The sequence below is a fragment of the Thalassotalea sp. SU-HH00458 genome (assembly GCF_040362795.1).
In the GTDB taxonomy this organism is placed as follows: Bacteria; Pseudomonadota; Gammaproteobacteria; order Enterobacterales; family Alteromonadaceae; genus Thalassotalea_H; species Thalassotalea_H castellviae.
The window spans coordinates 144,556-164,222 of sequence record NZ_BAABWW010000002.1; the positions used below are offsets into that span (position 1 = coordinate 144,556).

The window sequence follows — 19,667 nt, forward strand, 5'->3', positions numbered from 1 at the left end:
AATATCTACTATGTTGATAATAGCTAATAAGTATTATCAAGGTAGGTATTCTCATAGAAATCTTTTACGAAATAAAAACAACTGAAATTAAACCATATACATATCGCACCCCTTTAGTGATTGTAGATGACAATGGTGAACTCTCAGTTAAATACTCCAAACAAGATCCTGTTCATATTAAAAAGCTTACTTTATTGAATTTAGTAGGTAGAGATGAGTCTGGAACTATAGTCTCTTATGAGCCATTAGAGCAGGTGAACCGGTTCTTGTTAGCTCATCATGTCGATGAATCAAAACAAGAATCTGATCAATATAGCAAAGCTTTAGTACACTTCTTTTCATTTCTGCTTAAATCACAAAGCCTATGGGATGCAGAGTATGATGAAGATTTATTTGATGAATTAATTGATTTACCTCGACCTACCTGGAATACCTTTCCCTTACGTAAAAATCAACGAATTACTTATCAATATCGAGCTGCGTTAAAGCATGCTGTTCTTGAAGAACAAAACCCTCAATTGAAAATTGCTAGAACAACAGCGTCAGCGTATATGAATGGTGTCGTTAAATTTTACTCCTATTATCTTAGAAATGGTTACCAATTTAATAATCCGCCCTTTAAGCATGAAGTTGTTACGATAAGTTTTCAAGCAAGTGGTACTAGCATGAAGGCTTATATGTCTAAGCAAGTTCATACAACTGACTTACGTTTAAACTTTGGAAAATCGAAGAAAAACGAAGGAGGTGGGCTCCCCTCGTCAAGACGCGATCTAAAGCCATTATCAAATGTTGAGTGGACATCAGTAGAGAAGATACTACTAGGCTCAAGAAAGGTTATAAAAAATGTTGGTGGGGAACTAAAGAGGGCTTCATTTCCAATTGAGTATTGTTTATTTTTCCTTGTGGGTAGGTTCACAGGACTAAGAAAAGAAGAAGTTGCAAGTTTACATAAAGGGCAAGTAGTAAAACCAAATCTTGAAAAGAAAATGATGCGCTTTGGTGTCGGTAGTACATACGGCTCACTCACCAAGTCAAATGGTCATGATAATAAACCCAGACGCACAATCATTCCAACAAGTACGATGCAAATGCTCTATGAGTATACTCGTAGTGATAGGTATCAAGCGAGACTTGCTAAGTTTAAAGCCTTTTGTAGAGAAAGAAGAGCTTTGGGTGATAATGCACTCTTTGAAGTTGAAGACGGTATTGATGAAGAAAAAGACTACATTTTTATCAGTCAAACAGGTGTACCTTTTTTCACTAAATTGACAGAAGCTAATACTCGTTGGAATGAAATTAGAGCCACAGTTGAAAATGATAATGGCATTAATATAAATGGGGTTATACATAATTTACGACCAACATTTGCAGTCTCATTATTCAGAGTTTTATTGCGTAAAACTGATCCTGATACAGCTCTTGCACTAGTATCTGAGTGCCTAGGTCATGAAGATGCGGCAACCACATTATTGTACCTTAAAATTGCACAAGATGAGCCGGTAGGTGATGAGATCTATGAAGATGTTTTAGACTACCTGGGTATATTTGATGGTCTAGGCGATATCGATGATGCCTTAACTCATGATATCTCAAGTGAGGTTTAAAGTATTGAAAGGTAAACGCAAAGAATTAGCCCCAATTCGTGATAATGTTGCACCAAGAGCTACAGTTAACCCAATTCATATAATAGACATGAATATCGCTGTACCTGGACGGGGAAAGATGTACTTTAAGCGATTTAAGTATAAAGGCTGTCCAGTTTTAGACAATCAAACTGCTGACTTTAAAAAAGGTGCTTTACTTGTTGATATGAAGCGCAATGATTTAATTCGTAACCTTTATCAATTAATGAGTAAAGATACTAATCAAACAACTTACTCTCATTTTTGTGGTGTTATAAATTATATACGCTGGTTAGATGGTTTTGGACTTAAGGCTATCAAAGGTGACTGGTTTCATATGGATTTAATAAATGAATATATGAAATGGTTTAGCGAAGAATGTGCGTTAAATCGGAAACAAAAAACTAGTTGGTCAGCAGATAAAAAGGCACTCTCGTGGGTACTTAAACAGTTAAATAGAAGTTTAGACGCTAAAAGCCTTCCATCAGTTAAAGGCGCTACAGTAGGCAATAATTCTTATCAGGCTCATGATCTTGAAACTGAGCTAAAACCTTTAGCTAAATCGTTGTTTAAGGCATATAAGTCTCTATTAAAGCATTTTAAAGAAAGTACATTACCGGAGCGACATCCTTTATACGATGAAGAGTTATTAAATAAGGTTGCCATTGAGAGAGGTCTAAAAGGAAACAAACTTGCAGGACAAAAAGCAGCGTTTAAAAAAGTACTTCAAAAATCAGATGCACGGAATCATATTGTAAGAATCGCAATGATGATTACTTACATGTTTACAGGAATAAATACTAATCCATTAGCAAGGCTTAAAATATCTGATATATATTTTAAAGAGGTGCAAGGTGGCAAGTATATTTTTGATTCATCAAAAGGTAGGGCTAGAAATCAAGAGCAAGATAATTCTCTCGGCTTTAATAAACATGCTAAGGAGTTTATAGAAAGCTGGCTTTCTGTTGCTAAAACTATGGCAGAAGGAGACATTTCAGCTCCAGTATTTCCCTACTTCAAACAAGATGGAAGCGTAACTACATACGATGCAGTGATCAATTACCCGCAAACTTCTATCAACAAATTGCTTGAAAAACTAGGGCTTCCTACAATAAATCCGTCACGATTTAGAAAGTCCAAGTTGGATACATTATTTCGTGTTACACAGAGTGTCTATTTAGTCGCAATGTCTGGAAATAACAGTATAAATGTCGTGGCGAGAAACTATGTTCATGGAACGAAAACAGAGCATCAGAATAATCTAGGGGCTGCGATGGATGCTAAATATGCCATCGCTAATGGAAAAGAAATAAAAGCAGCAACGGAAGCTGCGAAATATAAATTTGCCGATGTCCTTGATAACTATGAGTATGAGCATCTTAGAGCAGGAAAAGATAGAAGTAACGAATCACGAACACCACTTGGTGTTCGTTGTAACGATAATAAAAAAGGTTCTGCAAGTATAATAAGAAAATTACTTAAAAAAGAAGGAGTTGATACAACCGTAGAAGAAAGTATCTGTACAGATTTTCTATCATGTTTTGAATGTGAACATCATGCTCTAGTTGCTGATGTTATGGATATTTGGTTAATGCTTTCATTTAAAGAAACTTTACAACAGCTTCAACAGTTACCAGCTGTTAACTCTATGCCTGAAAAGCGATATACATGGCTCTTCAATATTATTGAGAGTATTCTCAAGCGCTTTAAGGAAAAATCCAGCAGTAACTTCTTGTTAGCAGAAGAGAAGATAAAAGAAGCTGCACACCCGCTTTATAATAATGTTTACAGTTTAAATGACTTATTTGAGGTCTTCTCATGAAAATAAACGCAAAAGTTAAACTCAGAGATATACCTGAATTTAGTGCAGATACTGTAATAACAACTCGTTCTGATGGTTTGCCTCGTAGTCGAATTTATGATGAAACATGGATTTACTCGGGGCAAGAAGCACGTGCAGTGGGGCAACCTTTTAAAGTTTCTTTTAAAAATATTGATTTAGCATATCGAGAAGGAATACAAAGAGCTTTAGGGGTTATTTCTGATAGGTATGAAGTAAAACACCACCAAAAAACCACATGCAGTCAAATACAGCGCTGGAAGAATGGCCTTATTAAAATTGCAACAGCATTAAATAGCTGTAATTGGGCATCTTTGTCAGATGATAATGTATTCTCTTCATTTACAAAACAAGTGGTTAAAGGGCTTAATAAAAAGTCAGAAACTACCGTTGATGAAGTCGTTACTGCAATTAAAAAACTTCACGAGTACGGCCTATGTATGAGATTAATAGATCGAAATAGCCTAAGAAAGTTTGTTGAGTTAAGGCCAACTAAGCAGCATATTGCAATTCCTATAGGTATGTATCAACCTATTCTAGCTAGCGCTATTCAACTTTTTGAATTATATCAACCTTTCATTCATGAAATTGATCGAGTAATGAAGGAAGCTAGATTAATAAGGGAAGCTGAAAAAAATAGAAAAGAATTAAGCCAAAAAACTGCTTCAATATCACAAAGAACATTAATTAAAACAAAACTAATTCTTCATGATATTCCAGATTTTAAAATCCTCTTGGATGGTACTGTATTAAATAGAATACTAACCAATTGCAGCATTGTGGCTATAGCATTCTCTGGTATGAGGCTTGGTGAGATGCTGAGCATGTCAATTAATAGCTATAAAACAGTAATATCAGGTAAAGATAATGATATACCAGTTATTAAAGGAGAAACTTCTAAAGGGAATGACGGGGTTCCAAGGGTTACTACTTGGCAAACTCATCCTGTTGTAAAAGACGCTTTAGAGTTAGCTTATGGCATAACTGAGCATTTAAGAAATGAGTACGTTAGTAAAGTTGAACAAATGGTGATTGCTGGAGAATTATCGAATGATGACTATCAACATGCACTTAGGGAGATTAATAGCGCATTTATTAGTACTTTGCCTGATAAGATCGACACTCGCTTTATTATCTCTGGTATGGAAAGGCGTTTTAACGACTCGTTTGCTGAATCAGGAATTGTCGCCTCTCAAAATGACGTTGAGGAGTTCAATCGATTGAACCCTACCCGTGAAGGTGAACTGAAAGTTGGTGGGAAATTACCTAAACTCACACCTCATGATCTTCGTCGTACTTTTGCTGTTTTCTTCAAACGCTATGGTTTTGGTTCTTCTGCAACCATTAAGTTTCAATATAAGCATCAGAATATAAATATGTCTAACTACTACGCCAATAATGCTCAATTACAAGCCATGGAAGACATTTTAATGGATACCGAGTTATTAGAGTTGATGGAAGAAGAAGGTATCCGTATGGGGGTGGATATTTTTGATGAAATTTATAATGAATCTGACAATTTAAGTGGCGCAGGTGGTGATCGTATTGCACAAGATAAATTTGAAAAACTTGAAAATGGTCATCTTGTATATATGAATCGAGATGAAATAGAACGTTTAGTTCGAAATGGTACTCTATCGGTTGTTAAGCTCCCTACAGGAGGTTACTGCCTGAATGCATCTTGCAGCAGAGTATGTGGCATAGGTGAATTTCCTGGCGAGATAAAGCCTTGTGACCATCAAGTAGTTACAGATAAAGAGGCTAAGAAAGTTTTACGTCAGAATAAACGTTTAATATCAAGCTTTAGAGAACTTAATACAGGTGACACAATGATGAACAGCATTTTAATTGGTATGAAACATAAGATAAAACGTAATGAAATAACAATTAAAAAGCATGATTTAAATTTTGAAGAATTTAATGATGCGATAAAGGGCGTCATAGCCACATCGGAGGTTTAAGTGGGAACAAAAGATATAACTGAAGCTAGGTTAAATAATGCGCTTGTTCGATTGTTAAAAGGAGAACCTGAGCGTGTTAAAAAGCATGGAAAACTATCATTAAATAGGATTAATAATGAAGCAGGATTAGGACATAGTTATATTCATAAATTTAAAGATTTTGTGGATGATATAGCGACCCCTGCGATTGAAAAATTCAATAAGGAGTATGATCCTAACACAAATGAAAATGATGATGATCCGTCAAATGATGTTGAAAAACTCAAAAAAAAATTAAAGAAAGAAATTGCGCTTAAGAAAAAGTATAGAAAGGAAAAAGATGAAGCAATGATGATCCAAAAAGAATTGGAAACGCTCAATAGTACTTTAATGTTTAGGGTTTATGAACTTCAAGAAAAATTGCGCTCTAATAACATTATTGAGTTATCTAGTAATAAATAGGTTAAATTTTAGTAGGTCATATCTTTTATCTAGGTTATGACCTAAGCATACAGTTGATTAGGTCAGCAATTTTTAAAGCCTTGTGAATTAGCGATAGTTAGTCGACACACATTCTCTGAGATATAGTTTCAAGCTTTTCCAAGTTTAAACGTTCACTCGCCCAACCTTGAGCAAATGGGATTGTATTAGATTTAGGCAATTGATCACTTTTCAAGTCTCTTATTCTAATTCGAGAAGGTAATGCAGCTCCTTCACCGACAAAAATAGCTTCTTGTTGAGATAAAATAGGTAAGGCCCCAACCATGCCAGATAGACCATCAGGCAAAAAGCGAGCGACATGTTGTTGATCAGCTGAGTTTGTAAGTCTTAATACAACCCATGTACCACATTGAGATATGACCGTACTATCTACATCTGCTGGTCGTTGACTAACAAGCATCAGGCCTATTCCGTATTTACGACCTTCCCTTGCAATGCGTCTAATTGCGCCCTGTGCAGCAGCGTATTGTGCTTCTCCATGATCTGGAACATATCTATGGGCTTCTTCACAAACTAAGAGAATTGGATCTTTTTCTTTTTCTTCTTGAGTTTGGAATATTTTATACTGAAAGAGCAGTCTGGCGATAAGAGCTGTCAGTGGACCTGCGACTTCGTTTGGCAGGCCTGAAATATCAATAATTCTGATATCTTTACCTTCCTGACTAGGAGCCCCTATAAATTGATTCAGGACTTGATGTAGCTTGATTTCATCTTCATTATCGAGCCAACACTTCATCATAAATGAAAGCCGAGTATCTCTTCGAAGAACCTTGAGCTTATCGAGTATGGATGGTACGGGAGATTTTGCTAGATCAGTATTTGACAAGCTCACATGACCAGCATTAGTTTTTCTCCCACCCTGTATATATTTAATATGACTTTCAAATTCTTCCAAACAGAATGGTCTAGGTTTATCACGGTCGAATTCCAGAATATCTGACGTATCTTTGCCATCACAAAGGTTTGGTTCATCAAAACTTTCTAAATGATCTAATTCATTTGTCCCAAACTCTCTTGGACAAGGCTTTACAATATTAGCTGCAACCATTCTTGCATGTGCAAGTGCTTTCTGGACTGCGTTATTCTGGCTAGTAGCACTTCTTTCTGTCTTACCGATAACCAGATTAGTAAACTCATCGCTAGACATTAACCAATATGGAAGCTTGATTTCATCTTGTCCATCATCACCTGTTGCTATGTCATATGCACGATATTGGACCGCTCTAGTCTTAAAGGCTGAGCCGTACTCTCCGTGAGGATCAATGACCACTATCTGAGGTGACAACTCTTTATCGTTATTTTTATGGGAAAGTACACTATGAATAATTGCAGCAACTGTACCAGATTTACCTGATCCAGTTGAACCAAGAACAGCACAGTGCATACCAAACATTTTATTAATGTTAGTTCGACAGGCTGTAGATTCAGAAGCACTATAAACAGCAAAAGGAACTAATGGATCTACTTCATCATTTCTTGTACCTTCAGCTGAGCGATAGACAAAAGAAATTTCTTCGTTGGTTAGAAGGAATACGCCTTGTTGAGGTAAAGGGTAAGTTTTAATTCCGCGTTTAAAAGCCAAAGTTGATTTTGTATTATTCCAGCTTCCTTCAGCCAGCAGTTGGACTTCCATTACACGTTGATCAGAATCAGGAGTTACAGGCATTCCAGCTTCAATTAACTCTTCTGAACGCATTCTTAGCATTGTCACCAAGCCAAAAATTATTTTACGACCATAGTGAATTTTAACCATGCTACCTATTTGCCCAATCGGGTAAACACGGCCATTAAAAGTTCTTGTTAATTCTGATATTTTATCGGAAATCTCAACTTTTATGTTGGTTCCAGATACCTCGACAACTTGACCTATTTTTAGTTCTTCAGATGGTGTAAACATAATTAAACCTCGCATCCATTCTTTAATACTGATGTTACACCGTTGAATGTCCACCAATAATCATCTTCGCCTTTCCTTTTAAATGGGCCTTCTTTTCCAATATACAGGCCATGTATGGTGGCAATAATTACGCTTGAGCCAAAACTACCATTACGCCACTTTTCTAGACATGGAGGAATTGCATCCTTACACTCCAAGAAAGCAAGCAATACAGTTTTATTCTCTTCTTTTGATAAAGCAAACTCTATTTCGTTGTTGATGTGATCATCGCCAAAACTATAGCCGCACACAGCTAAAATATTACTATTGGAGGAATTTAGCGATTTTCTGAATAAATCAAATTGCGTAGAAAAGGGATCTTGTTGAGTCGCAATATACTTTGTAGCTTGTGGGTAAATTAAAACTCGCCGTTCTGCCTTTGGATAGAGGTCGTTATCTCTCACTCGCCATACATACCCTTTGTCACAAAGAAACCAATCTATCGAACCATGCATTTTAATTAAGTTCGCACGCTGTCCATTTGCTGGTGTGGGTTCTCCATATTTTTGTATACGATGCGCTACAGCTCCTCCAGCAAAACCATCCCAATATGGAACCCTATTAAGTGCTAGTGAATCTTCCAAAAGAGTGTCGTAGTTAGTTGTGAATATGTTTACTGCTTTTCTTCGTTCAAAAACACCAGCGGAGGCGTGGTTAAATAGAGTATCAATAAATTCTATATGTGCATTGATGTCAACGATTGGCTTAGATAAAGAACCTTCTTCAACTGTATTTCCATCCTTGTCCTCAACATACCCACACCGGATCACATTTGAGATAGATTCAAGAATTGTATTATGTGCTTCTTCTAGGGTTACTAACTCAACTTCGCTGCCATTAATTACCGTTTTTTTATCTTTGTTTCTTTCAGCTAGTGCAGCATAGTCACCAAGGTGGCTAAGGACGTGTTCTATATGGCAGTTGTTAGGCAACTCCTGAAAGAGCGGAGTGATTACTTCGTCAAATAATTTCTTGTGACTACTTTCGACATCTTTTTTAACCTTATTGGTCAAAGGGTACATTAAAGGTAACTTAGCATCGAAGCTAATCCCTGCACCTAGAAGCCAGCTTTGTTCACTACACTTTAGGTGCTCCTCAATTTGCAGGAACAACTCATTATCAATCAAATCATCCATTTCTTTTTTTCCTTTAATTGAGCTGTAAGAAAGATGGCAAATAACGCGTAATAATAGTTTGTATAGGTAATTCACGCTTAACCAAATGACCCATAATTAACTTCGGCCTTCATCGCTAACTTTATTTAATTATTTTTGTAAGTTATCAGCCGACAAAAACATATTCAATGAATTAATAATGATACTTTGATCTTGTTTGGTTTTTTCGAGAGTAAAATATTAATAGTAATTAGGTATGCCTCGAATATAGAGTAAACTGTTTTGTTTACTCACGGTAAAGCATTCCTCTGTATGCAATTACATTTACCTCAAGTAAACAATATCGTTTACCGCAATCTTTGCAGAGCGACAGCGGTTCGAAATAAACTTTATTTTTTGGTCAACCTTAAAGCCAAATGATTAATCAAGCTCGCACTGTTCTAGTAGCAATAGTGCAAGCTCTCGCTTGAAGTACTGATAGTTATTATTTGCAGCATGAAACAACTCTTCGGCTGTTTTGCTGCGTTGTATATTAGCAGTACATAGAAAGAGGATATTCATTTGCATTTACCTTTTATGAAAAATCCCCTGTCCTCATGCGAACCAGCATAGCCTTCACTGCATCAACATCAATCGCAAGTTGCTCAAACGGTGACTTACCTTTTAAAAAAGGTTTAGGCTTAGTCAGCCATTCATGGCACACCCGATCATCAAATTTAAATTGCGTCATCAATTCCTGATAAATACCAAAATGCTCAGTTTTTAAAAATTTTAGCTCAGGTGAAATAGTAAGTTTTTCTACAGAAAATTTGGAGTTTTGATTAAGCATAAATTTGAGATTTAAGTAATGATGACCTTAATCAACACTAAAGCATAAAATCTATTTGCTGTCTAACCCATACTTGAACTTACTATTTTTCAGTTTAGTTCATAGTCCGCCTAGCATTGGTAATTAACTTATAAAACGTCTGCTCTGATATGATAGCTCAGCTCACTAATTAGCTTACCCCCTCAAGATTACACCTTTTAAACCATTTTACCTTTTAAACCATTTCACCTTTAAATAGTTCGTAGCGATTGATTGTTAATATTAACGGCATACAGCTTTTTGTGTGTTGTTGATGTGACCATTTCACACTTAAATATCAATACGATTTAATTGCCTATATTTCTTTGAAAAATTCCTGATATGGTGTGGTCGATAGTTAAAATTGAACCCTTTTCATTAGAAAATTCAACATCTATATTGATGGCTTTAAATATTGCCGCAATGTCGTGTGGATATAGCCCGATTTTCTTTGGATTTTGACTAATCACATGGGCAGATGAACCATAAATAAGGTTAGAATATTTCTTGCCAATTTTTATTGCATCATCAGCAGAAAACTCATTATCGATTGCTGATTTAATATCCGAGCTTAAAATATAGTGAGGTGTGTTTGTTGTGTTTACTTTAATTTTAATCATTATGAACTCGCTTATGAAAAATCCCCAGCTTTAAATCTATAAAGTATATCTAGAACTTTCTTTTTACCATACACTGTAGCGATTAAAGATAAAGGGGTTGAACTTTTCAAAGGAGTTTTGGGGTTAATTAACCAGTTGATAGATAGCCTGTACCTCTTTTTTAAATACATTAAGAAGATCACCATGCAAATCTTGATTTTTTTAATGTATTACTTACTTGTTTGCATATTTCTCTTTCTAGTTTATCAATAGCAATGATTTTTTTTCTGTGTTGTATTTTTTCAGTTCATGACTCGACAGTGATATTCGTTGTTATGTGTTTGATTTTTAAACCCACTTCAGCACTTCCAATTTTTGATTCATTGGCCGAGCAAATCATTATTTCAATTTCATTTTCCTTTAAATCAATCATGGCTCTTCTTTTAAATTTTTTATGTGGGTAAATTTATTGTTTGTAGTATCTATTATAGTCAAAAGCAGTAAATTATAACTATGTTGGTATTAAGTAACATTCATACTTAGTGAATATAAAATGATTAAACGAGCAAGTTTAAGTTGCAGCAATAACCCTTTGGAGGATTTCGATAAATTAAGAAGTTACGCTCTCAAAGGCTCTATTTTGTTAAAAAGCAAACTCAGAACAAAGGTATTGTGCTTACAACATGTGGATCGCCACAAAGAATGATACATACGACACCCGATAAGAAAATTTATCTTATTAGTTACGTTTTAAGATCGTCCTTAATCTTTGAAATAAATCCCTCATATGATCACTTATACACCAAACCAATCATTTTTTAGTGAAATAAAAAAACCTTAGATTGGGCTGCTTAGATACGAAACCGGACATTTCACAAATTAGTTTTTATGACTTCTCTGTACCATTTGCAGTCGTTGAACAGAAGTTCTCTGACAGGCTGCTTTGAGCTTAATACAGGACAGTCGAGCGTTAACCCTGACTGTGAAGTTTGTGCCAATAGCAGCCCTGAGTAAAATAATTAATACAGACATTATTTTATTGCAAAGTTGGCAGTTACGTATAAATCAGTAGTTTTTTAAATAACCTTTCAGTTTGTTTCTACCTGATTGTTTAGCCTCGTACAGCGCTTGGTCTGCATCATTGATAATGTCTTCTAGCTTTACGTTATTATTAGGTTGTGTCACTACATAACCTGCGCTCACTGTAACCATTTTATTGGGACTACTAGAGTTAACAATATTTAACTCGTACATTGTTTTTACAATAGCTTGCCCAACCAATAGGCAGCCTTGCTGATCAGTATCTGGGAGGAACACGAGGAATTCCTCGCCACCATAACGAATAACGCAATCTTTAGGACGGCGAACACACGCTTTTAATGCTGATGCTACAGACACTAAACACTTATCGCCATCAACATGTCCGTAGGTATCGTTAAAGCCCTTGAAATAATCAATATCTATCATAATGACACCAAGAAACTGATTTTCTCTAATCGTGTTTTTCAGAATGGCTGGAACTTCTGTCACCAGATAATGGCGGTTGTTTAAGCCTGTAAGTTGATCTCGAAAGGTAAGTTCACTCAGAAGATCAAGTCGGAGTTTGCTTTGTAATAAGTTTCTTACACGATGAATCAGGGTAGAGGCTACAATTGGTTTGGCTATAAAGTCTGCGGCACCCGCTTCCCAACATATGTCTTGTGACGAAGGTTCAACACTGCCCGTTATAAATAGTATTGGAACGTCTACAGTTTGCGCAGACTGTTTTAATTCTTTGCAAATTGTTATTCCATCTTTGTCAGGCATATTTACATCAAGTATAACCAAATCTGGTTTAATATCTCTACACAAATCCGCCACGATTAAACAATCGCCCGTACTGGTGCAACGCACAAATTCCTCAAGTACTGAAGTTAAGATTAAACGACTTGCTTGCTCATCATCTACTATTAATACTTGGCAGTCGGATAGTGTTTTACCCAGAAATGTCTGCGCTTTAATTGTGCTGTATTCATTTTCTATCATCGAGTAATTCTTTATCGAAATTATTGAACATAACAGCTAACTTTTAATTTCCCAAGCTGTCGTTAACGCCTCTGCCGGCTTAGGCTTACAAAAGTAGTAACCTTGGCCTTGTTCGCATCCCATTTTTTGCAATGCCGAAAGGTGAGAAGACGTTTCAATCCCCTCGCAAACAATGCTTAGTTTTAAGGAATTAGCTAAATCTACAATAGCTCTAACAATACTTAAAGCTTGTTCGTCACGATCGATATCCATAATGAAGGAACGATCAATTTTTAATACATCAAAATTGAAGCTACGAAGATAAGACAAGCTCGAATACCCTGTACCAAAGTCATCTAAAGCAATTAAAACGCCAATCTTTTTTAATGCCAAAATAGCTTTCTTCGCAGTGTTGATATTTTGAATTAATGCTGTTTCAGTAATCTCTAACGATAACCATTGGGGAGATAAATCATATTTCGATAAAATACCTTCCAACATCTCTGTAAAACCAAATTCATTAAACTGAGAGGCGCCAATATTAACTGCAACTTGGATTGGGGTACCTGCATCTAGCCAAGCCTTGGCTTGTTTACAGCTTTTATCAAGTACCTCTTTGCCAAGGTTATTTATTAAACCCGTTACTTCGGCAATAGGAATAAAACTATCCGGAAATATTAACTCATCGTCGTAGCCTTTCATTCTGACCAAGGCTTCCATACCTGTGAGTTGGCCATTACTAAGATTATACTTAGGCTGAAAATATACCAACATAGACTCTTCATTTAAGCGTTGACGGAGTAATTTTTCGATATTTACGCGTACTTTTAGATCTTCAGATAGCTCATCTGCGTAAAACGAAACATTATTTTTCCCTTCGTTTTTGACCTTGTACACAGCGGTATCTGAATGGAGCATCAGCTCTTCCGGTGTGGATGCATCAACAGGGTAGGTGCTTACGCCCATACTAATAGATAGACGATGTTCTTCTCCTTCAATAACAAACGGTGTATTGAATGTTTCAACAATCTCTTTGGCTGTTTTTGTAATATTCTTTAGACTTCGACAATCACTCAGTAACACTACAAATTCATCACCGCCTATGCGAGAGATGGTGGTCTTCTTGTCACTGACATCTTCTAATCTCTCGGCTACTTCCTGAATAATAGTATCACCCAAGTGATGGCCTACGGCGTCGTTTAAGTAATTAAAGTTGTCTATATCTATGAGTAGTGCAGCAACCATATGGTTAGTGTGTTTAACATGATTAATCGCTTGCAGCATTCGGTCATGAAGTAACACACGATTAGGTAAACCGGTAAGCTGGTCATGATTGGTTAGATGAGTCATTTGTGTAGACATGGCAATAGATTTAGTGACATCTTGAAACACAATGACCCCACCAATAATATGATTACCTTCCATATCGAAAATAGGACTGGCGCTATCTTCTACTCGATATTTTGTTTTATCACGACTCATTAGTTCAGCATTGAGCGCCATAGCGACGGTACGTTTTTGTTCCAACGCTACGTGCAAAGGATTAATCATCCGAATACCAGTTGCGGCATCACGGAGCACCATTATGTCGTCAAGTTGTTGTCCAGCAGCCTCTTTTTGTGTCCAGCCCGTCAAGCGTTGGGCAACAGGGTTAATAAATGTCACGACTTTATTTGTGTCAATGGCAACCACACCATCACCAATTGACTGTAAAATAGTGTCTAAGTGCGTTTTTTCCTTGCGTAGCACAGAGTATGCTTTATGCAGGGAAAACGACTGTTGCTTAATGGTCATCTGGCTTTTTACACGTAATCGGCAAATATCAAGATGAATAGGTTTGGTAATGAAATCAGCCGCCCCTAGTGCCAAAGCTTCCGTTTCAAAATGTGGACTAGAGTGTGAGGTAATAAACATAAAGCTGGTACTAGCCAAACTTGGGATGGTCTGTAACGCTTTACATAGTGTAAAACCGTCCATTTCTGGCATATCAATGTCGAGTAAAATGACATCTGGCGTATGTTGCTTAGCAAGCTCTATCGCTTCTTTTGGCGAGGTAGAAGTAATGATAGTGTAGAAGTCTGATAATGCCGATTCTACGATTAATAAGTCAGCGGCTTGGTCATCAACCGCCAATACAATGCCCTTTTCAAAATCCAGTTTCATACTGCTTGATTATTCCTGTATTGCACTGACAATGCGATATTAAATAAATACTTACCCAATGTTCACAACTGTAGAAGAGGTTAGTAGAAAAATCCAGAATAATTATTGCTTTTAATTCATTTCTTGCCTAATAATTACTTGTCCTATGAGTTTGGCTGTTAATATTTTGCAGCCATATTAATTAGCCATCACCCCAAATCTGTTAGGCAACCATGTTATGAGACGTTTTTCTTTTGCATTATATGTGTTTATTTCTATTTTCGTTGCTGGCCTAGCGACTTATTTTACCAATATACAAATAGTCGAGTCATACAACCAAACGTTAGAAGAAGATTTTGACATAAATATACAAGAAGTCGATACGCATATTGCGAGAAAATACAATGCCTTTAAAGATGACATTCTGTTTTTATACTCTACTCCACCAATCAGTGGTTTAACCCGTTCGGTATCTAATAACGGCATTGACCCCCTAGACGGAACAACAACTGCACTCTGGAAGAGCTGGTTAAGCAATATATTTTCCGGCTTTATGGAGAATAACCATGAATACTTTCAACTACGTATCATAAACGCTACCGGCAAGGAGTTTCTTCGAGTTGACCGTATTAACCAGAAAGTAGTGGTACGTGCTAATAACGATTTGCAAGATAAGGGAGACCGCTATTACTTTACTGAAACCGCCTCATTACCAGAGGAACAGATGTATGTCTCTGTCATTGACTTAAACCGCGAGCGCGGACAAATTACTTTTCCTTATCAACCCACCTTGCGCCTAGCGATCCCCATTTACAATGATGACAATCAGTTTTTTGGCATCATAATCGCCAACATCGATATGACTAAAATGCTAGAAGAGCTGGATCACTTGGTGACCGATAAGTACGGCATTATTCTCGCTGATGTTGAAGGCCACTTTATTAAACACCCTAGTGAAGCGTATCAATTTAGCCGTGATCTAGCGCCCCATAGTATGTTTGACAATACCTACACCCTAGAGCCAGTTTTAGATTCTTCGCTGTCAAAATATCGCAATGGAGATAAAGTTTCACTGGGCATGTCTACACCATTCGTGGTTGCAGCCCACGAAAGGGGAGGACGTTTGCATACCAGCATTTTAATGTCAGATACAATTTACAAAAAAGAGTTAAATAACCGACGAGTTGAGTCATTTTTTGCTTTGTTGGTAGGGCTGACTGTCGCCATAGTGTTATTGTATTTAATGCATCGCAATAACCAGCGTTTAAGTCGGTTATTGAGTTTAGCTGAAGAGGCTAAAGCTGCGGTTGACGTCGCTGAAGATGCAGTCATTACAGTTGATCCTAAATGGAAAATTAATACGGTTAACCGTGCTTTTGAGCAATTATTTCTGTCACCTTTTGATGATGTAAAAGGTCAATCTGTCGCTGAGTTTTTTAGTAACAGTGGCGATAACGAATTGGCTTCACGCATTTCACAAGCAAAAGGCAAGTTTGATTATTCTGGCTATGACTGGAAATTTGAATCGATAGACGGCTCTAGCAAATGGCTTCATACCAAAGTGGCTAGAATCCCCATGAAGCAGTCTAACGCAGCTTATGCCATTGCAGTAAGCGATATAACTGGTGAAAAGCAAGCTTTGGAAAATGTTGAATCCATAAACATAGGGTTAGAACAAACCATTGCTGAACGAACACAAGAGCTAGCAAAAGCCAGAGACAAAGCAATTGAAGTCAGTGACTTAAAATCAAATTTTATTTCTACTATTAGCCATGAAATGCGCACACCGTTAAATGGTATTGTTGGCGCCACCAGTTTACTTAAAAAAGAGATGTTAAATAACAAACAAGTTAAACTGGTACAAATGGCTGAAAACTCTGTTGAAGCCCTAAGACACCTTATAAACGATGTGTTGGATTTATCCAAAATCGAAGCCGGAAAGCTTGAATTTGATTTTAGAAACTTTAATCCGGAAGCCTTAATAGAAAGTATCACCAGTACTATGTCAGTGGTTGCCAACGAAAAGAATCTTGGCTTTTATATTGATACTAACAAATTGCGCTTTGCGTCAATCAACAATGATCCTCACCGATTAGCTCAGGTATTAAATAACTTTCTAAACAATGCCATTAAGTTTACTGATAATGGTTACATTGCGGTGACTGCTTGGAGTGATATAAAAGAGACGTCTAGTTATTTGCATGTTGAAGTAAAAGATACGGGGGTTGGCATTGCCGAATCGAAGTTAGATAAATTGTTTAAGGCTTTCACTCAAGCAGATAATACAGTATCAGCGAAATATGGCGGCACTGGGCTGGGGCTGTCAATTTCTAAAGAAATTATTAACCTTATGGGGGGCAGCGTATCAGTTAGTTCTGTTGAAGGGCAAGGCTCGACGTTTTCTTTTGAAATTCCAATTGAAAGCTGGGAGGCAAAAAACAACGATGTACAAACCCGTCTTTCCGGTTTAAACATTGGAATGCTAATAAATACACCGCCCCTTATTAATACCATCACTAATCTCATAATAAACAGTGGTGGTGAAATAATGGAATTTGCTGAACCATTTACCTCTGCCGCATTAGAACCGATGCCCGTACTTCTAGTTGATATAGAGCATAGTAACTATAACCAATTTGTTGCTTTCTGGAATGACTTACCCGATAAAGTAGCCAGCCAAACAAGATTGATAGTCCTATCTAAATTGTCGCAATCGGTTGTGGATTTGCCCAAGGGAGCAGTTAATTTGGTCAAGCCCATTTATCGGTCAACATTTCTTGCTAATGTGCTTAATGATCGCCAAGCAATTGTTAACTACTCTAAAACTATTGAATTAGAGCGACGCAGTACTGATATTTCACTGGAAAATGAAGACGCATTAATAGATAACATTAATTGCAACGTACTAGTGGTTGATGACAACGAAATCAATACGGAGGTCGCACGCTTTATCCTTGAACCCCTAGGCGCTAATGTAGAGATTGCGATTAATGGTGTAAAAGCAATATCAGCTTTGCAGGACGCCTCAGAGCCATTTGATATAATTTTGATGGATTGCAATATGCCAGTGATGAACGGTTATGATGCGACTAGCGCTATTCGAAATGGTCAAGCGGGAGAAAAGTACAAATCCATACCAATTTTAGCGGCCACTGCCAATGCCATGAAAGGTGAAAGTGAGAAATGCTACGAGGCTGGCATGAACGACTATATAACCAAGCCACTCGATCCAAGTGTGCTCGTCAGTAAAATCAGTAACCTTGTTACAAAAGAGGAAATTAATGGCAGTGGGAACCTGACAGAATCAGAGTCAAATTTAACTTCTTTGCCAACTATGCCAGACAATGAAACGCTTTGGCAAAAAGAGGCTGCGTTGTTGCGTCTAGGTGGACGAGAAAAGCTACTCAAACAAATAATTCAGCTTTTCTTAGATAGTTATGAAGACAGAATCAATTCCATCTTTAACGCAATTAGTAACAAAGACCGTGAACAACTTCGCATGGCTGCACATGCATTTAAAGGAAATTGCGGTGATATTGGCGCCGCTGCACTACACAAAACACTTAACGATATTGAAAGTCTTTCTAAGAGTATGAAGTTTAGCGAATTAGAATCACTTTTGGAGCAGGTAAAAAATGAACTGGATGATACACTAGTATTAATTAACGCATATTTGGCAGACAAGGAGTAAATTAATTTTAATGTCTGCTATCTTGGGCATAGCGGCCGGTCGGCTAAGTCAGATCCTACTGCTGCTATTCGCTCTTAGGTGAAGATCGGAAAGTGCCAATAAAGGACATTTGTTATATGGTCTTATAGCCTTTTAGCTAAAGCATTATCTATTTATTTTTTGTGCTTCCTTGCATCTCCAGTGATACAGGAGGTAAATTTTCAATTAATTTAGTTTTCTTCCCATGCTCTATTACCACATAACGCATTGTATCTAATCTAACAAGGTTCTCTCTGACGCCAGACCTATTCCAGTTAATAGCTTCTGCAATTGTTCTCTCTCCCGGTAACTCATCTCCTTTCTTGAAATTTGTAGAAATATATTCTGCTAAATCATAGAAGGAAGGAGAGCGTTGAACAACTTCATAAAAAACAGGCTCGCTCTGCAAGAGCTTTATTTCTTCAATAACCTCATTACTGACATCTTCAGATAAAAAGTTGGTGGCGTTATGAAGAAAGCTTTCTGTGCGGTAAACCAGTATTTCCTGCCCGGTTTCATCATGAAACTCTTTGAGCAATTCCGGTCGTGCTGATAAGGTTCTTCCTGCTGGCTTTAACCACCAATCCTCTTTTGTATCTTCGGTTATAAGAACTACAGGAGTTTGATGTTCTTTTGCATAATCAATAATTTGTTTCCACATTATTAGGTCACCATAGCGACGCTGCTGGCCAACCAAGTCTCTCTCATTATCATTCTTTTGAGCATCTTCATAACCGGGAGGAATTTTACTTTGATACCGGGCTTTACCTTCTTCAAATAGCTCCTTCAATTTTTCCTGAGAGAAAGGCTGCCCGACTCTTTGTCCAAAAATATCAGTTATTCTCTTCTGTATCTCATCATCATTTAAACGATCTATATGTGATTTTTTGGCATGTTCGAGATGCTTGTTTAGCTTGTCAAACAACTCTTCGACCTCACTTAGCAACTCAGATTGTAAAAAGGGATGGCGATTTTTCTGGTTGAAAGAATTATATAAATCATTGATATCTTTCAATGTTACATCATAGTTTTTAGATTGTTCATTAATTACAGTGGGGCGATTTTGAAAGTATTCATGAGCGGCTTGGTGAGGTAACCAGAAACGCTCATTATGATTATTTAATAGATTCAGAAATGCATCGCGAGCGTCGTCGGAATAACGATAAAGATTTAGAAGAACATTGGCATCTGGAATAATTTTGCCGCCATTCCAGATTTCTTTAACAGTCTCATCATTAGCTCGGTAATAGCCTTTAAACAACACATCTAAATCAACTTGTTCTTCCATGCAAACTCCTAAACACTTTATTTTTTTCCCTAAAGAACTTAGGAAGCTAATATATTTTATATAAACAGGGTAACACTTATTACATCTTGATTTAAACGACCTTATTAGAATTCGTTTTTCTGTT

At 36.9% G+C, this 19,667-nt stretch carries 12 protein-coding genes; 5 read left to right on the top strand and 7 right to left on the bottom strand.

The genetic code is table 11. From position 1 onward, the window contains the following. Positions 1 to 116 precede the first annotated feature (116 nt). From ABXH06_RS03625 to ABXH06_RS03640, 4 genes are read left to right on the top strand one after another with little or no spacing between them, the layout of a single operon-like run. Positions 117 to 1,604, top strand: a complete 1,488-nt coding sequence (locus ABXH06_RS03625; RefSeq protein WP_353517334.1) for a site-specific integrase — start codon at positions 117 to 119, stop codon at positions 1,602 to 1,604. Positions 1,605 to 1,608: 4 nt separating this feature from the next. Beyond that, positions 1,609 to 3,444: a hypothetical protein gene (locus ABXH06_RS03630; protein ID WP_353517335.1), complete on the top strand. Its 1,836-nt coding sequence runs from the start codon at positions 1,609 to 1,611 to the stop codon at positions 3,442 to 3,444. After that, positions 3,441 to 5,423, top strand: a complete 1,983-nt coding sequence (locus tag ABXH06_RS03635; RefSeq protein WP_353517336.1) for a site-specific integrase — start codon at positions 3,441 to 3,443, stop codon at positions 5,421 to 5,423. The genes ABXH06_RS03630 and ABXH06_RS03635 overlap by 4 nt, the downstream gene beginning before the upstream one ends. Further along, positions 5,424 to 5,864, top strand: a complete 441-nt coding sequence (locus tag ABXH06_RS03640; protein ID WP_353517337.1) for a hypothetical protein — start codon at positions 5,424 to 5,426, stop codon at positions 5,862 to 5,864. A gap of 97 nt (positions 5,865 to 5,961) precedes the next feature. Here the strand turns inward: ABXH06_RS03640 and ABXH06_RS03645 are convergent, their stop codons facing one another. The 6 genes from ABXH06_RS03645 to ABXH06_RS03675 all read right to left on the bottom strand — a co-directional run bounded on the left by ABXH06_RS03645 (position 5,962) and on the right by ABXH06_RS03675 (position 14,567). Then, positions 5,962 to 7,800 (bottom strand): ATP-binding protein, encoded by a 1,839-nt coding sequence (locus ABXH06_RS03645; protein ID WP_353517338.1) that lies wholly within the window; start codon positions 7,798 to 7,800, stop codon positions 5,962 to 5,964. Between the two features lie 2 nt (positions 7,801 to 7,802). Next, positions 7,803 to 8,975, bottom strand: coding sequence for an SIR2 family protein (locus ABXH06_RS03650; RefSeq protein WP_353517339.1), 1,173 nt, complete (start codon positions 8,973 to 8,975; stop codon positions 7,803 to 7,805). A gap of 553 nt (positions 8,976 to 9,528) precedes the next feature. Next, positions 9,529 to 9,684, bottom strand: coding sequence for an antitoxin Xre/MbcA/ParS toxin-binding domain-containing protein (locus tag ABXH06_RS03655; protein ID WP_353517340.1), 156 nt, complete (start codon positions 9,682 to 9,684; stop codon positions 9,529 to 9,531). Between the two features lie 425 nt (positions 9,685 to 10,109). Further along, complete coding sequence (locus ABXH06_RS03660) at positions 10,110 to 10,421, bottom strand: hypothetical protein (RefSeq protein WP_353517341.1); 312 nt, start codon at positions 10,419 to 10,421, stop codon at positions 10,110 to 10,112. A gap of 1,044 nt (positions 10,422 to 11,465) precedes the next feature. After that, positions 11,466 to 12,425: a GGDEF domain-containing response regulator gene (locus tag ABXH06_RS03670; RefSeq protein ID WP_353517343.1), complete on the bottom strand. Its 960-nt coding sequence runs from the start codon at positions 12,423 to 12,425 to the stop codon at positions 11,466 to 11,468. 36 nt (positions 12,426 to 12,461) lie between these two features. Further along, complete coding sequence (locus ABXH06_RS03675) at positions 12,462 to 14,567, bottom strand: two-component system response regulator (protein WP_353517344.1); 2,106 nt, start codon at positions 14,565 to 14,567, stop codon at positions 12,462 to 12,464. Positions 14,568 to 14,784: 217 nt separating this feature from the next. On the opposite strand from ABXH06_RS03675, the gene ABXH06_RS03680 reads away from it, so the two are divergent. Beyond that, positions 14,785 to 18,237: an ATP-binding protein gene (locus ABXH06_RS03680; RefSeq protein ID WP_353517345.1), complete on the top strand. Its 3,453-nt coding sequence runs from the start codon at positions 14,785 to 14,787 to the stop codon at positions 18,235 to 18,237. Positions 18,238 to 18,385: 148 nt separating this feature from the next. Here the strand turns inward: ABXH06_RS03680 and ABXH06_RS03685 are convergent, their stop codons facing one another. Continuing rightward, the gene (locus ABXH06_RS03685) at positions 18,386 to 19,543 is read right to left on the bottom strand and encodes a PIN domain-containing protein (RefSeq protein ID WP_353517346.1); all 1,158 of its coding nucleotides are present in this window, start codon (positions 19,541 to 19,543) and stop codon (positions 18,386 to 18,388) included. Positions 19,544 to 19,667 lie beyond the last annotated feature (124 nt).